The 16,363-nt window shown below is 58.6% G+C and carries 14 protein-coding genes; 8 read left to right on the top strand and 6 right to left on the bottom strand.

The genetic code is table 11. The annotated features are described in order from the left end of the window. Positions 1 to 152 precede the first annotated feature (152 nt). The gene (locus ABL922_RS10525; protein WP_349024173.1) at positions 153 to 725 is read left to right on the top strand and encodes a thermonuclease family protein; all 573 of its coding nucleotides are present in this window, start codon (positions 153 to 155) and stop codon (positions 723 to 725) included. 15 nt (positions 726 to 740) lie between these two features. Here the strand turns inward: ABL922_RS10525 and ABL922_RS10520 are convergent, their stop codons facing one another. Next, complete coding sequence (locus ABL922_RS10520; protein ID WP_349024172.1) at positions 741 to 1,583, bottom strand: hypothetical protein; 843 nt, start codon at positions 1,581 to 1,583, stop codon at positions 741 to 743. A gap of 161 nt (positions 1,584 to 1,744) precedes the next feature. Between ABL922_RS10520 and ABL922_RS10515 the strand changes: the two genes are divergently transcribed. Beyond that, complete coding sequence (locus ABL922_RS10515; RefSeq protein WP_349024171.1) at positions 1,745 to 2,101, top strand: DUF2200 domain-containing protein; 357 nt, start codon at positions 1,745 to 1,747, stop codon at positions 2,099 to 2,101. Between the two features lie 20 nt (positions 2,102 to 2,121). Beyond that, positions 2,122 to 3,153: a retroviral-like aspartic protease family protein gene (locus ABL922_RS10510; protein ID WP_349024170.1), complete on the top strand. Its 1,032-nt coding sequence runs from the start codon at positions 2,122 to 2,124 to the stop codon at positions 3,151 to 3,153. Positions 3,154 to 3,376: 223 nt separating this feature from the next. On the opposite strand, the gene ABL922_RS10505 is transcribed toward ABL922_RS10510, so the two are convergent. Then, entirely contained in the window at positions 3,377 to 3,697 is a 321-nt protein-coding gene (locus ABL922_RS10505) for a DUF952 domain-containing protein (RefSeq protein WP_349024169.1), read from the bottom strand. Further along, on the bottom strand, positions 3,694 to 3,858 hold the full coding sequence (locus tag ABL922_RS10500; RefSeq protein ID WP_349024168.1) for a hypothetical protein: 165 nt from the start codon (positions 3,856 to 3,858) through the stop codon (positions 3,694 to 3,696). Before ABL922_RS10500 ends, ABL922_RS10505 begins: the two co-directional genes overlap by 4 nt. A gap of 435 nt (positions 3,859 to 4,293) precedes the next feature. Between ABL922_RS10500 and ABL922_RS10495 the strand changes: the two genes are divergently transcribed. Continuing rightward, positions 4,294 to 4,992: an SOS response-associated peptidase family protein gene (locus tag ABL922_RS10495; RefSeq protein WP_349024167.1), complete on the top strand. Its 699-nt coding sequence runs from the start codon at positions 4,294 to 4,296 to the stop codon at positions 4,990 to 4,992. A 248-nt stretch (positions 4,993 to 5,240) separates the two neighbouring features. Here the strand turns inward: ABL922_RS10495 and ABL922_RS10490 are convergent, their stop codons facing one another. The 3 genes from ABL922_RS10490 to ABL922_RS10480 form a co-directional block, all read right to left on the bottom strand. Then, positions 5,241 to 6,281 (bottom strand): hypothetical protein, encoded by a 1,041-nt coding sequence (locus ABL922_RS10490; protein WP_349024166.1) that lies wholly within the window; start codon positions 6,279 to 6,281, stop codon positions 5,241 to 5,243. Continuing rightward, a complete protein-coding gene (locus ABL922_RS10485) occupies positions 6,282 to 7,337 on the bottom strand; it encodes a ribonucleotide-diphosphate reductase subunit beta (protein ID WP_349024165.1) in 1,056 nt (351 codons plus the stop codon). Between the two features lie 193 nt (positions 7,338 to 7,530). Then, positions 7,531 to 9,510, bottom strand: coding sequence for a ribonucleoside-diphosphate reductase subunit alpha (locus ABL922_RS10480; protein WP_349024164.1), 1,980 nt, complete (start codon positions 9,508 to 9,510; stop codon positions 7,531 to 7,533). 582 nt (positions 9,511 to 10,092) lie between these two features. On the opposite strand from ABL922_RS10480, the gene ABL922_RS10475 reads away from it, so the two are divergent. From ABL922_RS10475 to ABL922_RS10460, 4 genes are all read left to right on the top strand, one after another. Next, positions 10,093 to 12,435 (top strand): hypothetical protein, encoded by a 2,343-nt coding sequence (locus tag ABL922_RS10475; protein WP_349024163.1) that lies wholly within the window; start codon positions 10,093 to 10,095, stop codon positions 12,433 to 12,435. Between the two features lie 36 nt (positions 12,436 to 12,471). Further along, on the top strand, positions 12,472 to 13,368 hold the full coding sequence (locus tag ABL922_RS10470; RefSeq protein ID WP_349024162.1) for an acyl-CoA thioesterase II: 897 nt from the start codon (positions 12,472 to 12,474) through the stop codon (positions 13,366 to 13,368). A 92-nt stretch (positions 13,369 to 13,460) separates the two neighbouring features. Next, positions 13,461 to 15,605, top strand: a complete 2,145-nt coding sequence (locus ABL922_RS10465) for a hypothetical protein (RefSeq protein ID WP_349024161.1) — start codon at positions 13,461 to 13,463, stop codon at positions 15,603 to 15,605. Between the two features lie 7 nt (positions 15,606 to 15,612). Then, positions 15,613 to 16,320, top strand: coding sequence for a DUF3142 domain-containing protein (locus ABL922_RS10460; RefSeq protein ID WP_349024160.1), 708 nt, complete (start codon positions 15,613 to 15,615; stop codon positions 16,318 to 16,320). Positions 16,321 to 16,363 lie beyond the last annotated feature (43 nt).

Below are 16,363 nucleotides of genomic sequence, written 5' to 3'. Positions count from 1 at the left end.
TAATAGGGCCGATTAATCCAAAGGAAATCCGTTGTGGAGCGGCATCGCTTTGCCCTGATGTTGACGCGCCTTTAAAGCAGGCATAGCTTTTGCAGATTGCCGGATATCCAGCCGGCGATTTTGTCTCCTTCGGGCGACAAGGGTGGTGGATCATGAATAATATTTCCCGCTTTCCGGGGCGGCGAAGCGTGCCGCTCTGGCATCAGGCGATTCTCGCCTTTGTCGGCGCAGTCGTCACGGCGCAGATTGGCGTTTGGCATTATCGCGACTATCAGGCAGCACAGGCAAAGCCCGCTATGCAGGTTGTCCAGCCACTCGCTCCGCCGGTGGAGGTTGCCGCTCTGATAGGTTCCAGCGCGGCACCGACGGGAGACAGGGAAATAGCCAGCTTCGGTTTCTGCCATGAAGGCGGCGGCACCAATTGCGTGGTCGATGGCGACACGATCTATTATCATGGCACCAAGATCCGCATCGCCGATATCGACACCCCCGAAACCCACGAACCGCGTTGCGGAGAGGAGGCTGCGTTGGGGGCCAAGGCGACACAGCGTCTGCACGCGCTCGTCAATTCCGGCCCTTTCACGCTGCAAAGCATAGATCGCGATGAAGATGGCTACGGGCGCAAGCTGCGCATATTGATGCGTGGCGGGGAAAGTCTGGGCGAAACACTGGTCAATGAAGGGCTGGCGCGCTGGTATGTGGGCGGACGGCAGCCCTGGTGCTGAACGCCTGGTCGATCGTCATTTCTTCCTGAGCGCCTCTGCCAGTGCCAATGCGGTATTGAGATGGCCCAGCACCGCACTCGCCTCTGCGCGGCGGATTGTGGGTTTGTCCTTGCCGCGCTCATAGGCCTCGACCGATAGATGGTCTTCTGGCTTCAGGCCGTTGATGATGGCAACAAAAGGCGCGCCTTCGAACATCAGCGATTTGAGGAACTGGATATAGACCATCTGGCCCTTGTCCCAGCGCAACTCCATCGACGCGCCCGCGCTATTGTAGAGCCGGACGGGCTTGTCGGCATCGACCGCGTCGGTGCCCGTGCGGAAGAGTTCGGGATAGACCTCCAGCGCCGCGACTTGCCCCTCATTGGCGGCAAGCCCGATCAGCCGCATATCCGCGCCCGGATCGATCCCCACTATACAGCGGGCGGAATTGGTGCCGATGGGCGGCCAGTTGCAATGATAGTCGCCAGCGCCGATGCCCGACAGCACACGGCGCGGCAGGCGCGTGGGATCGAGCGCGATGCTGACGCTGCTTTCATTATAGACGATGCGGCCCTTCACCCCTTGCAGCGTGAATTCTTCCGAACGCATCACGGCAATCTTGCTGCCGCTGGCGTCGAGTGTTTCGACACAGCCCAGCGTTCCACCCAGCAGTGGGCCTGTGATTGACGTATTGACCGTCTCGCGCTCGATTCCCGGCTTGGCCTTGGCGATGGCGGCCAGATCGGCTGGCAGCGACGCGGTGGCGGGGCAGATGAGTGCAGGCGCTGATGGAGCAGGGTTGGCGGCGGAAAGCGCGGTTGGCAGCGACAGTCCGGTAGCAAGGGCAAGCACGGCAATTGCCCGACGGAAAAATGGCATAAACCCGTTAACTCCACAGGACGCGCGGCCCGGTACGCCTGCTGAGCCAAGCTGTGCCATAGCGGCAAGATTAGGGCAATATCGGCGGCACCTTTTTCGTTGTTTCGCGCAGATAGCGGATTAGTCTGTCACTGATCGCAAAACTCAGGGACATCTGACCTATGTCGGGCCACCGCATTTATCGCACCAGCTTTGCCAGCGTGTATCCGTTATATGTGGCCAAGGCCGAGAGGAAGGGCCGGAGCAAGGCGGAAGTCGATGCCATTATATGTTGGATTACCGGCTATTCTGCAGAGGCGCTGGTCGAAAAAATCGCGGACTTGACCGATTTTGAAGGGTTTTTCGCGCAAGCCCCGGCGATGAACCCGGCGCGTCTGCAAATCACCGGGAGCGTGTGCGGCGTGAAGGTGCAGGAAGTGCAGGAGCCGTTGATGCGCGAAATCCGCTATCTCGATAAGCTGATCGACGAACTGGCCAAGGGCAGGCCGATGGACAAGATCCTGCGGACGCCCGCATGAAATCCTACATCGCTTTTTGCTTGAGCGCGCTGCTCCTGCCATCGGCCATGCCGGCGCAAGACAAGGTCGATCTGCCCAAGCCGGTACGCGTCGAACCCGCGGCCATGCCCGCACTTCCAAAGGCGCAGATAGACGATACGCTGGCGATTGGCGGCGACGATATCGATGCGCGCAAGGTGCGCAGCCGGATGACGATCGCGGTGCAAGTCAATGGCAGCGGGCCGTACCGCTTCGTCGTCGATAGTGGTGCGGACAGCTCGGTGATCGGCACAAGGATCGCCAGTTCGCTGCAATTGCCCGCAGGCACGCCTGTAACGGTAAACGGCATCACTGCGAGCAGCATCGTGCCGCGCGTGTTGGTGGATGAGCTGGGCCTTGGCCCGACCAGCGTTACCAATCTGGAACTGCCGGTGCTGGCCGAAGCCGATCTGGGCGGAGACGGGATGCTGGGGATCGATGCACTGGCTGAAGAACGGCTGATGCTCGATTTTGAAAAGCGCGTCATCACGATCGAGGATGCCAGCAAGCCTGCCCCGCGCATGGATGGAGAGATTGTCGTCACCGCGCGGCTGCGGCGCGGCCAGCTTATCCTCACACAGGCCAAAGCGAACGGTCTGGCCGTCGATGCCGTGGTCGATACCGGGTCTGAAATCACCATCGGTAATTCGGCGTTGCGCGACAAGATATTGGCCAAGCGCGGGGTGAAGACCGAGAAGATCGCGATCACCGGCGTCACCGGGGTGACGGTCGATCTGGAACTCGCCTGGGTGAAGGAAATCCGGCTGGGATCGGTGGTTTTCAGGAATGTGCCGATCGCCTTTGCCGATGTGCCACCGTTTGAGGTGTTCGGCCTTTCGCAACAGCCATCGTTGCTGCTGGGCACCGATCTGATGGAAACATTCCGCCGCGTCAGCCTCGATTTCCGCGCGCGCAAGGTGCGGTTTCAGCTGCGCAAGTGCGAAACCACAGGAGTCATCCTCAACACTTCTTCAACCGTATCAGCCTCACGGCTGTCGGTGGACAAGGGCACGACACAGGCCTGCCGACGTTAGTTTTTGGCTGCTACCGGCGTGGCAGCACCGTTTTCCGTTTCACATGAAGAGCACAAAGATTTTCAAGAGCGCAGCTCTTGCACTAATTGTCACCTACGCAGCGAGTGTGGATGAGCTATGGCTTTAAGCCACCCTCTTCAAAATCTTCGTAGCCTTCGTGTGAAACAATGAAGGTCGCTGCGCGCCAGGGTTTCTCTCTGCGTTCTCAGCGCCTTTGCGCGAACTAATCCAGCTCCCGCACCCCGAGCACTGCCGCCATCGGCAGCGGACCGTAGATGTGGGGGAAGAGGGCTCCCCCTCGCGAAACCTCCCACTTCACAGTCTCGCCCAGCGCGGCCAGATCGACCTCGGCAATCACCAGCCCGGATGCCTGCGCAAAATGCTTGTCCAGCGTGCCCTGCAACTGGTCGGCGGTGGACAGGTGGATATAGCCATCGGCCAGATCGACCGGCGCACCGTGGAACATATCGTCGGCCTGAAACTGTGCCCATTGGTCGGCGGTCAGGATTTTATAGGCGGTGGCGGGGTGGGGGGTGCCGATCATGCTTTTGGCGTTTTCGCCTTCGCCTTATGCGCGGCGATATCGGCATCGATCTGCGCGATCCGCATCCGTTCGGGCGAATCCTTGGGCAGGCCTTTCAGGCGGGCCGTCGCCCACAGGCTGCGGCGTTCGGATTCGAGTGCTTTGAGATAGAGATCAGCCATAGGCTGCGCCTAGCCGGTTATGGCGGTGGGGGATAGCCCCCTCTCCCACAGATAGCCCCCTCTCCCAAAGGGAGAGGGTTGCGAAAGCTTGGCAGCTGCGCTGCCTAGCTGAAGCTGGGTGAGGGGGTGTGCGCTATCGGCAAGGCAGAACCCCTCACCAATTCCGCCTAGCTCCCCCGGATCAAGTCCGGGGTCACAAGGCTGCATATCCTCTCCCTATGGGAGAGGGGGCAACACCACTCTCTCCTCCTTTAGGGGAGAGATACGAAGCCTTGGCGCCGTAGCTTTAGCGAAGGCGGCTAGGCACAGTTGAGAGAGGGAAGTAGCGCATAACCTCACCCTCCAGCCCCTCTCCGCTGCGACTAGGCGGATAAACCGCCAAGTCTCGCACCTCTCCCCTAGAGGAGAGAGGTTGGTTCGGCGATACGCTCAAGCTTGACCACCGCGATCCAATTCCGCACCTTGGCGGCGATGTGCAACCACTACGCCAATAGTCCGGAAATCCAGAAAGAGCTGTCGACCTGGCGCGAATTTATCGGGTGGAGCCTGAAAGCGCCGCTGCCGCCCGAACTGGCGGGGCTCGACGAGGATGTCTGGCCAAAGCGTGAGGCGGCGGTGGTGCGGGATAGCGTGGCGGATGGCGGCGCGGTGGCCGATATCATGCGCTGGGGCGTGCCGCTCAGTCTGCCGGGGAAACGCGCGGGATCTGTGGTGACAAAGCATGTCACCAATGTCCGCAATCTCGATAGCCCCTTCTGGCGCGGGATGCTGGCAAAGCCCGGTGGGCGCTGCCTCGTCCCTTTCACCCGCTTTGCCGAGCCAAAGGCAGGCGCGGGGCGCGAGGAACATTGGTTCAGCATCCCCGGCCAGCCGCTGGCGGCCTTTGCGGGGGTGTGGAGATGGGCAGAGACGCCCGTGCAGCCGGGACTTGATTTGGACGGAGATACGCCCGCGCCGCAAGAGGTATTCGCCTTCCTCACCTGCGAACCCAACCCGCTGGTCGCCCCGCTGCACCCAAAGGCGATGCCGGTGATCCTGCATCCGGAGGATTATGCCACGTGGCTAACCGCCGATTGGGAGGAAGCCCGAAAACTGGTGCAGCCTTTCCCGAGCCAGTTGATGACGGTGGCGTGAGGGGGGAAACGCAAACCCAATCTCTCCCCTTCAGGGGAGAGATACAAGCCTTGGCGCCAAAGGCGCTTAGGCGCAGTTGAGAGGGGGAAGTAGCGCACAACCCTCACCGTCCAGCCCCTCTCCGCTGCGACTAGGCGGATAAACCGCCAAGTCTCGCACCTCTCCCCTAAAGGAGAGAGGGGGGGTATTCAGCTATTTTGCGGAATTGGGGATTGCGTGAGCCGTCACATGCGGCCTGAATGCTACAATTAACCTACGGCAGCCGAAGGCTGTTGGATTTTTGTCAATAGCTGTAACGACGAGGGAGCTTCGCTATGACCCCCGTCTTGTTTTGCGTAGCCAGTTTCTTGTGGTGAAAAAATGCAAGATGCAGCGTGAGTAAGTACAATGTCTGCGCTTGATTGTTCGGATGCTGCTTCTGCCAAAGCTGTAAAGGTAGCTAACGCATTTTGGCGGTGACGGTTTACCACCTCATTGTGTTTATGAGACATAAAATTACGGGCACATAGTAATAGCATATAAGATATTACTGCAAATATAAGTATCTTACTTACTGCGAGCTGGGTCGTCTCATATGCGTTTTCTGGAGAAAAAAATGGAATTTTGTGAATAAATAAAGAAAGTATAGCGAACAATCCAAGCCCTATTGCCGTCCTAGTTGAATACTTCAACCACGTTTTTGATTGGGTATTATGAGCGTCGGCTTCGTTCTTAAAATGAATCGCTTGCTTACTTACACCTTGCTCGGCCGCAGCTGACCGTACTTCCGTAATGATGCCATCAACTACCCTTTTTTGCTCACCTAATTCAGTGACTAAAGAGGTTGCGATGTCTTTTGCGGATTGCGTTGCAGCTCTTGCTTCGGTTTCTAGAGCCGAGAAATCTTGAGATCGAACTGCAGCGTATGCAACGAGTGGGTGAATGCTGTTGAAAACCCTTTGAAAATATCCGTTCAAGTTGGACAGCATATTTTCTTGCGCGTCTTTTGGATTTGGCTGTGCGCCGTCAATCTCAAAATGGAGGAAAGTCTCAAGGAGGTTGAAAAATGCGTCGGCTTCCGTTTTTATTTGGTCAAGTTGCTGCTCAGGAAAAAAGTCTAAATGAGATGCTTGGAGAGTTTGAAATAGCGATATAACCTTACGAGCCGGTTCGACGGCAGAAGTAAAAGCGAATCTATTACCAAGCTCTTTCTCTCGAATTATAGAATCAGGATTGAAACTCTGAACACGCTCCAATGCGTGACGAGTGCTAGCAAGCTTTGAATCGTCGATTGAAGAGATATCGGCCATTTACTCCGCCGCAACCCCCGCCTGCGCAAACATATCGGCTTCGTCGCTCGCAGCTTCCACCGCGCCATCATTGGCGGGCTTCTTCTTGCGCTTGTCAAAGCTGTCCCAAACTTCGCCCCAATTGCCGCGCGTTGACGCCTTGCTGTATTCGGTCGCGCGGGTTTCGAAGAAGTTGGCATGTTCGACGCCGTTGAGCAGCGGCGCGAGCCAGGGGAGCGGGTGGTCTTCGACCATATAGATTTGCGGCAGGCCCAGCTGGCCAAGGCGCCAGTCGGCGATGTAACGGATGTAGCGCTTGATTTCCTTTGCGGTCATCCCCGGCACCGGGCCCATTTCGAACGCCAGATCAATGAAGCTGTCTTCCAGCCGCACGACTTTCTGGCAGCAATCGATAATGTCTTCCTTCACCGCCTTGGTCAGGCAGTCGCGTTCCTTGGTGAAGGCGTGGAACAGCTTGGTTATGCCTTCGCAGTGCAGGCTTTCGTCGCGCACCGACCAGCTGACGATCTGCCCCATGCCCTTCATCTTGTTAAAGCGCGGGAAGTTCATCAGCATGGCGAAGCTGGCGAACAGCTGTACCCCTTCGGTGAAGCCGCCGAACATGGCGAGGGTGCGGGCGATATCTTCGTCATTATCAACGCCGAACTGGTGGATATAATCGACCTTCGCGGCCATTTCCTCATATTCGAGGAAGGCCGAATATTCGCTTTCGGGCATGCCGATGGTGTCGAGCAAATGGCTGTACGCCGCGATGTGCACCGTCTCCATATTGGAGAAGGCGGTGAGCATCATCTTCACCTCGGTCGGTTTGAACACGCGGCCATATTTTTCGTGGTAGCAATCCTGCACCTCGATATCGGCCTGGGTGAAGAAGCGGAAGATTTGCGTCAGCAGGTTGCGCTCATGCTCGCTGATCTTCTGCGCCCAATCGCGGCAATCCTCCCCCAAGGGCACTTCCTCGGGCAGCCAGTGGATCTGCTGCTGCCGTTTCCAGAAATCATAGGCCCAGGGATATTCAAAGGGCTTGTAGCTGTTGCGGGCTTCTAACAGTGGCATTTTCGGCTTCCTCGGTTCAATCTCTTTCCTCTCCCCTTGCGGGAGAGGGATGCGAAAGCTTGGCAACTTGTTGCCTAGCTGTAGCTGGGAGAGGGGGTGTGGGGGGGCTAGCGCGCAACCCCTCTCCAACTTCGCCTAGGCCGCTGTGCGGCCAAGGCTTCGTATCCTCTCCCGCAGGGGGAGAGGAGGTTATTTACTGACACGCCAGGCATTCCTCATAGTCGGTCTGCTCGCCCGCGGTCAGTTCGATCTTGGGCGCGTCGGCGGTGTTGTCGGCTTCGACCCCACCGGCAAAACCGGCGCGCTGGATCGATTTGGAGCGCAGATAGTAAAGCGACTTGATGCCCAGCTCCCATGCGCGGAAGTGGAGCATGAGCAGGTCCCATTTCTCCACGTCTGCCGGGATGAACAGGTTCAAGGACTGCGCCTGATCGATATAGGGCGCGCGGTCGCCGGCGAGTTCGAGCAGCCAGCGCTGATCGATTTCAAAGCTGGTCTTGTACGTGTCCTTTTCCTCTGGTGAGAGGAAGTCGAGATGCTGTACCGAACCACCCTTTTCGAGGATGGTGTTCCAGACATTGGTGCTGTCCTTGGCTTTCGCCTGCAGCAGCTTTTCGAGATAGGGGTTTTTGACGATGAAGCTGCCCGACAGCGTCTTGTGGGTGTAGATGTTCGCCGGGATCGGTTCGATGCACGCGCTGGTGCCGCCGCAGATGATCGAAATCGACGCGGTGGGGGCGATTGCCATCTTGCAGCTGAAGCGTTCCATCACGCCGCGTTCCTCGGCATCGGGGCAGGCGCCGCGTTCGGTGGCGAGCACCATCGACGCCTGATCGGCCTGCGCGCGGATATGCTTGAAGATCTTCATGTTCCACGACTTTGCCATAGCACTTTCAAAGCCAAGGCCGCGCGATTGCAGGAAGCTGTGGAAGCCCATTACGCCCAAGCCGACCGACCGTTCGCGTCCGGCGCTGTAGCGGGCGCGGGCCATTTCGTCGGGCGCGCGGTCGATGAAGTCCTGCAGCACATTGTCGAGCATGCGCATGACATCCTCGACGAACATCTTGTCGCTGTTCCACTCGTCCCATGTCTCAAGGTTGAGCGAGCTGAGGCAGCAGACCGCGGTGCGATCCCCACCCAGATGGTCGCGGCCGGTGGGCAAAGTGATTTCGGCGCACAGGTTTGACGTCGATACCTTCAGCCCGAGTTCGCGGTGATGCTTGGGCATCGCGTTGTTCACGGTGTCGCTGAAGATGATGTACGGCTCACCAGTGGCAAGGCGGGTCTCGACCAGCTTCTGGAACAGGCTGCGTGCGTCGACGGTGCCCCGGATGCTGCCATCCTTGGGCGAACGCAGGTTGAATTCAGCGCCTTCACGCACTGCTTCCATAAACTCGTCCGACAGCAGGACGCCGTGGTGCAGGTTCAAAGCCTTGCGGTTGAAATCGCCCGAGGGTTTGCGGATTTCAAGGAATTCCTCAATCTCGGGGTGGTTGATGTCGAGATAGCAGGCGGCCGATCCGCGACGTAGGCTGCCTTGCGAGATGGCAAGGGTGAGGCTGTCCATCACGCGGACGAAGGGGATGATGCCGCTGGTCTTGCCGTTGAGGCCCACAGGTTCACCGATGCCGCGCACGCTGCCCCAATAGGTGCCGATGCCGCCGCCGCGCGATGCCAGCCAGACATTCTCGTTCCAAGTGTTGACGATGCCTTCCAGGCTGTCGTCGACGCTGTTCAGATAGCAGCTGATCGGCAGGCCACGTCCGGTGCCGCCGTTTGACAGCACGGGGGTGGCAGGCATGAACCACAGTTTCGAGATATAGTCATAGAGCCGCTGGGCATGCGCTTCGTCGTCGGCATAAGCAGAGGCGACGCGGGCGAACAGATCCTGATAATTTTCGCCGGGCAGCAGATAGCGGTCGCGCAAAGTCTCTTTGCCGAACTCGGTCAGCAGATCATCGCGAGCGCTATCGGTCACGACATCAAAGCGCCGCACGTCGACAGTCTTGCTGTCGCCAGCCTTGGCTTTCGCCCCACTGTTTTGCGCAGCGGTGACTTCCTTTTCGGGCTTTGCCTTCTTTACCTGCGGGGTATCGGTCTCTGTCTTTTCTGCTTCGAGCATGTCCGCCATATTGCCTTCTCCGGCCTCCCGGCCAGTATCCCTGAAATCCATGTGACTCTTTGCTCCCCAATTTGGTGCTGGCCCTCACCCCGTTCGATTGCCAGCTCCGACTACCAAGACCCAAGAAACTTGTTCGCTTCTTGTTCGACTCGGGAAGCAAACGCCTCCCTTAGCATTTTGTGCGACCCGAGGGGCATAAATTCGCGTGCCGTCCATCATTTTTTCAGGGCAAAAAAACCCCGCCGCAGAATTGTTCCTGCAGGATGAAACACAAATTGTAGGTATGCCCCCTGTGGCCAACCGCTATCTATAGTGCCTCAACCATTTTCAGACGCAAGAGGGTAAATGGTTAATTAAGGACTCGATTCGTCGCTTCCCTGATTCCATTCGTCGCACCCTCTTTGGGGTGCAGCGCAGCGACGCACGGACTTCCTAGGACTTGTCTAGCGCGCAAGAGATTTTGCGACGAGTGGCGTAAAATTTTTATCCACGATAAAAAATCGGTGGGGATAAACCGGTGTGCTTGTTGACATGGCGGAACTGCGTTAGTCTTTCGGCTCCAAGCTCGGGAGGGGAAATCCGATGCGACCGGTCTTTACACGAATCACTCTATTGTCCGCGCTGTTAACTCAAGTGGCACCAGCGGCAGCTGCCCAGAGCGGCGCGGCCGCTCCGCGCCAAATCGTGCCGCCCAAAGAAGTGGTGACCAAGTCACCCACTAATGCTGTTGTCATCCGCCCGGGACCAAGCGTCAATATTATCCAATCGTTGAAAGTGAAGCGGCAGATCGCGCTGCCTTCGGTGCGATCCAATCCAGTCGTCAAGCTGCAGGCAACCAATGTCGACTTCAAGCCTGTACTTTCCAATCCGCGCGCATTGTTCAACGTCGCTGACACGTTGCGCGCCGCGCCTCAACTGGCGAGCGTGCGTACCGACGACACGCAGATTTATGAAGTCGAGCAGGGCTTGGTCGTACGCAGCCTGCTGGCATATGAGATCAAGCCGGGCGTGTGTATTAGCGCCAGCAAGCGAGCCCAACTGGCGTCACGCGGGGTGGCATGTGCGACGCGGCTCGATCCAACGAAGCGTGCCGAAGCCTTCGCCAATCCCAACGATCCGCACTATGTCGCCGACCCGACCGAGCGCGCGAACGCTATAGCTGCTGCCAGCAAGCATTCGGCGGAAACAAGCGCTGCGATCGACATCGATATTGCCGATCTGCGCGCGCGCTTTGCCAACCCTGCGCATAAGGCCGAACTGGTTGCGCAATTGGGTGCCACCGAGGTCGCAAGGTTGCAGGGTCTCGACGATGAATCGCTCAAAACCGAAATGGTCAATTCGGGCGAAATGGCCATCGAGGAGGTAATGTTCATCCCTGCCGCCGACAAGCTCGATAATGCACGCAACCGGAGCGGTAACAGCAAAACGAAATTGCCGGTAATAAAGAGTAACAAGAAGCAGCTGCAAACAACGATTTTCCTGACCGGTTTTACGCTGGGCCGTACCTATGAATGGCGGCAACGGGTTGAAAAATCGATTAAATGGTGCATCGCGGGATGCAAGAAGACCTATTATGCGGAGGTTTTCGCTGGTTTCAACTACGGATTCGGCCTGCGTTTCCCGATCAAGCTCGACGGCACCTACAAACACACCGATAATGGTGGCAAGTCGAGCGCGACGGTCACCGTCAACTACGCGCCGTTCAATGGAAGCACACAGGATTACGCTGCGACGGGGCTACCTGCTGACAAGCTATTCGAGGGCAAGGAAATCGTCGCCCAATTCGGCGCGCATGCTGGCTTTGGATACAAAATACCGTTTTACGGCAGTTTGAACGTTGATGCCAAAGTAGGTGAAGATTTCACAAAGGGCCTTGAGGGCGATTATGCCAATGGCCAGTTCACGCCGCCAGCGCCGGGGCAGAGTATGCCGCCGTTGATCAAGACTTTTTCCGACATCGACCTGATCGCAGGGCGCGCCAATTTCGGTGTTGTCGGCGCGAAGGTGTTTCCTGCGGTCAAGGCAAATCTGCAATCGGACGACCTAAGCTTTACCCTACGCGACAATGTGCTGGGAACGGATACGCCGATTAATGCAACCGGTCAGACGGTCAATCTGGGGGTCGAAGCCAACGACCAGACAAGCAGTTTCACGATCCGCGACCCTATCTACAATCTGGGATTTCTCATTACGCCGGGATTGGTCGGACGCGTCTTCATCGACGTGTCGGTCTGGTCGCACAATTGGGATTGGCCGGTCTGGTTCCCGCAGCTTGCTGTGAAACTTCCGCCGGATGGCGTCGACTTTGCTTGCCATGAAGATACTGTCTGTTCGCGCAATTATCTCTATTCACCCGCCGGCGCGATCGAGACGACAGGTGCGAAGGCCGGCGAGAATACGCCGTTCCACAAGGAGCTGGCGGCATGGAGTACGGCGTTCGAGACAAAATGGCTGCCGCAATGTCTCGACAAGAAATGCAAAACCGGGATCAAGTTGGTGCGGCTCAATACTGAGCTTGAGGCGAAACAGAAATATGATGCCGCGCCTGCGAACACGCCCAAGCCCGTCTCGATAGCCGTGGTCCAGCCGTCGCTCGATAAGGCTGAGGCTAGTGCAGCGACCTTGATCCAGGAATCGAAAGACCGGCAGGTGAACAAGGAGACGACAAAAAAAGCAGGTGCAGGCTGGGTTCTCATTTACAAGGCAGTCTGGCTGCCGAAATGCGCCGATCAACTTTGCAAAACAAATGTCAGCGCGCTTATCGAGCAAATGCCGGCAGCGGCTGAAGTGAAGCAGAAACAGTTTCCCGATGAAGGTTCGCTGCAGGTACAGGCAAAGGTAGGGCAGGATTTTGCGCCCAAGCTTCAAAAGGAAGTCGACGATTCAAAAGCAAGGGTGAGTCAGCAGCGCACGCGGGACAACGACACTCGGACGGCATCGCCCCCACCTGAAACGCCACCGTCGCGCAAGCCCTGATTGCATTTACGGTGTGACGGCTGCTAACGCGCCACCATGTCTGGAAACGAACTAAAAAAGCATCCGCTCGTCACTGAGCTTGAAGATCTGCTCTCCGTCCAGCGTATGGGCGATGGCTGGTATCTGGGGATGCGCAAGCCCGGCGGCGTCGGCCGCGTCTTTGGTGGGCAGGTGATCGCGCAGGCGCTGGCCGCTGCACAGGATACGGTGGGATCAGAACGGATCGCGCATTCGCTGCACGCCTATTTCATGCGCGCAGGTGATGAGGATTATGAAATCACTTTCCGTGTCGAGCGCGATTTTGACGGTGGCAGTTTTTCGACACGGCGGGTGATCGCGCTGCAAAAGGACCGTCCGATCCTGAACCTCGCGGCATCATTCCAGAAGATGGAAGACGGGCTCCACCATCAGGAGCCGATGCCCGATGTGCCGCCGCCTGAGGAATTGAAGGACGAGGCGCAATTGCGGGCGATGTTCGCCGATCAGGTGCCGGAGAGGTTCCGCGAGAATTTCGTTCGCGAACGCGCCTTTGAAAGCCGTCCGGTCGAAGCCCGCGATTGGCTGGGCGGGGACAAGCGCCAGCCGGCGCGGCAGGATGTCTGGTTCCGCCTGCGCGACCGCACGGTTGATGATCCGGCGGTTCACCGCGCCATGCTCGCCTATCAAAGCGACAGCTGGCTGCTCGGCACCTGCACGCTTGCCCATGGCGTAACCTGGATGACGCCGGGGATGATGAGCGCCAGTCTTGACCATGCCGTCTGGCTGCACGGCGATTTCCGCGTCGACGACTGGTTGCTCTACAGCTGCGACAGCCCATGGACGGGGCGTGGACGCGGGTTCAACCGCGGTTCGATCTATACCCGCGACGGGCGGCTGGTGGCGACCTGCGCGCAGGAAGGGTTGATCCGGATGCGCGCGCCCAAGGCGGACTGATCGGCTTAGGTAAAAATCAACGCAACGGTCTATCGGACCGGTTGACGGCGAACCTAGTCTGACTCACAAGACAGGGCAAAGGAGTCCCGTCGATGAAGCTTCGTTCGCTCGCGCTTGCCGCCCTTATCTTTGCGGCGTCTTTCGCTGCCCCTGTAGCTGTCTCGCCTGTGCAGGCCAGCGCGGATTCGACCTGCTATCCAAACTGGAAAATCCGGCAGACCGACCTGAATGGATGCAGCAGCACCGCGCTGCTTAGCCCGGGCAATGATACACGCGTCAATCTGCTCATGCTGCTCCACGACCGGCATGGTTCGGTCGGGGTCTCGAACGTCCCCGATTATGACAGCTATTACAACGAACGCCGCCGCAGTGATGCTGCTCCGTTCAACTTCGCCTATTTCGCGGGCAAGCTTGGTCCGGCGCGCAAAGAGGTGGACGACAGCGGAGACTTCCCCTGGGGCACGCGTTGCATGTCGAACGCGTCAGGCTCGGCGGCTTTTATCGCGGCAGTGGGTGCAGCCAAAGGCTTGAACGGGACCGAACGGGCAGCGCTTGCGGCGGCGCGCAGTGCGATGAGCCCGCAATGTTCGAGCGACGAAACCGCGCGCGCGGTGGCCGAGGTCGCGGTGCAGAATGTAACCTCCAAAACAGGAAAGGCCTTTGCCAATTATCTGATCGGGGCGGCCGCCTTTTACGATGGCGATATGGCAGGCGCTGGGGCTGCATTTTCCGCCATCGGAAAGACCGGCGATAGCTGGCTGGACGGGGCCGCCACCTATATGGTTGCCCGCGCCGCACTCAACCAAGCCACCGACAGCGCCTTTGGTGAATATGGCGATCTCAACAAGGAAGGCGGCGACCGCGCGCTGCTGTCGGCGGCCGAAAATGGTTTCCGCGCCTATCTGAAAGCCAACCCCAATGGCGAATATGCCACATCGGCGCGCGGCCTGTTGCGCCGCGTGTATTGGCTGGGGCAGGACCGGCAAAAGCTGTTGAACCAATATGTCGCGCAATTTGCCGAAAAGGATGCGGGTAAGCGCAACCTGTCGCTCGCTGATATGGTGCAGGAACTCGACATCAAGCTGTTCGGCGATCTGGGACCAAACGACAGCAGCGATCCCGAATTGCTCGCGGTGATCCTGTTGCGCGAAATGCGCTATTATGATGATCCTTCGCTTGACGAAAGCAACCCGCCGGTCAGCCGATCTTCGATCGAGGCGCTGCGCGGGCTTTATGCCGGTAAGGAAGATCTGTTCAATTATCTGCTCGCGGCGCATGCCTATTATGTCGAGAAAAAGTCCGCCGAGGTCCTCAAACTGATCCCCGCGACGGCAGGCGGAAGCGGCTATCTGGCCTATAGCCGCCAGCTGCTGCGTGCCGTTGCGCTCGATGAAGCGGGCGATGCCGGTGCACGCGCGGCGCTGATTACCGCACTCAATGCAGGCAAGCTGCCCTTCCAGAGAGGCACGGCCGAGCTGGGCCTTGCCATGCATCTTGAACGCGCCAAAGCGCTCGATCTGGTCTATGCCGCCGGTTCGCCGATCCACGATGCGGAAATCCGGCAGATATTGCTGCGTTATTCGGCTGGCCCTGCGCTGCTCCGCACGCGCGCGGCTGACAAGGCAACAGCTGCCAATGAACGCAATGTCGCGCTCTACACCTTGCTCTACAAGCAACTGACGCGCGGCGACTATGCGGGCTTTGTAAAGGATAGCGCGCTGGTTCCTGCCAATGCGAAACGCATTGCGGCGGACGATTATGAAACCCCGCGCTATAGCGAGGTTGCGGTGTTCAACTGGGCGGGATCGCGCGACTTCGCCTGCCCGGCGATCAGCACGACCGCATCAGCGCTGGCGGCCAATCCCAAAGACCCGCGCGGGCTTTTGTGTCTTGGCGAATTTGTTCGCCTGCATGGCATGGACCCATATTTCTACGGCGTGACCGAATATCTGGATAACCCCCGTGACGTAGACGAGCTGGGCGGCCATCCCACCCCATTTGGCGGCAAGCGCTTCTCGCGGTTGGACGCCTATAAGGCGATAATCGCCAATCCGGCGGCGGGGCCTGAAAACCGGGCCTATGCACTGCACCGGGCAATCCGTTGCTATGCGCCCAGTGGGATGAACGGCTGCGATGACAGCGAGCAGTCTATGGCCCAGCGCAAGGCATGGTTCCAGCAACTGAAGCGTGACTTCCCGACTTCGCCCTGGTCGAAAAAGCTGACCGTCTATTGGTGATCGGCTGATGCGCCTGCTGGCGCTCCTTGCGCTGATGTTTTTGTCTGCTTGTGACCGGGCGGAGCCAGGGCGCGTCGATGCCCGCAACTATGACGCCTTCTGGCTATGGGCGGGCGTGGAGCCGCAGCCGGTGCTCGACAGCGCGAAGACGATTTACATATTGGCGGCCGAGATAAAGGGCTGGCCCGAGGGGCGTTATGTCGATTTGCGTCCGGCAGTTCCGCAGGTGAAACATGCACAGGTCTGGATTGTCTATCGTGTCGAGACGCTGACTTGGGATGCGAGCGTCCTGCCGCGTATTCGTCGCGATTTGAAAAGCTGGAAGGGCAAGGGCAACCGGATCGCGGGCATCCAGATCGATTTCGACGCCGCGACGCGTGGGCTGCCGGGCTATGCCGCCTTTTTGCAAAAGTTCCGCGCCGACCTGCCGCCCGGCACCGGATTGTCGGTCACTGGCCTGCTCGACTGGAGCAGCGGCGGGGACAGCCCCGCGCTCAATGCGCTTGCCGGCACAGTCGACGAGGTCGTGCTGCAAACCTATCAGGGGCGGCACACGATCCCCGGTTATGCCGCCTATCTGCGCCTGTTGGAGCGGGTGAAGCTGCCTTTCAAAATTGGCCTTGTGCAGCAGGGCGAGTGGCAGGCACCGCCCGGCCTGTCGCGCAATCCGAACTTCAAGGGATATGTCGTCTTCCTGTTGAACAGTGAATTATGATGGAGCATCCCCCTCCCGCTTGCGGGAGGGGTTAGGGGAGGGG

It is taken from the genome of Sphingorhabdus sp. (genome assembly GCF_040079335.1).
Taxonomy (GTDB): domain Bacteria; phylum Pseudomonadota; class Alphaproteobacteria; order Sphingomonadales; family Sphingomonadaceae; genus Sphingorhabdus_B.
This window is presented reverse-complemented; position numbering and strand designations above follow the sequence as displayed.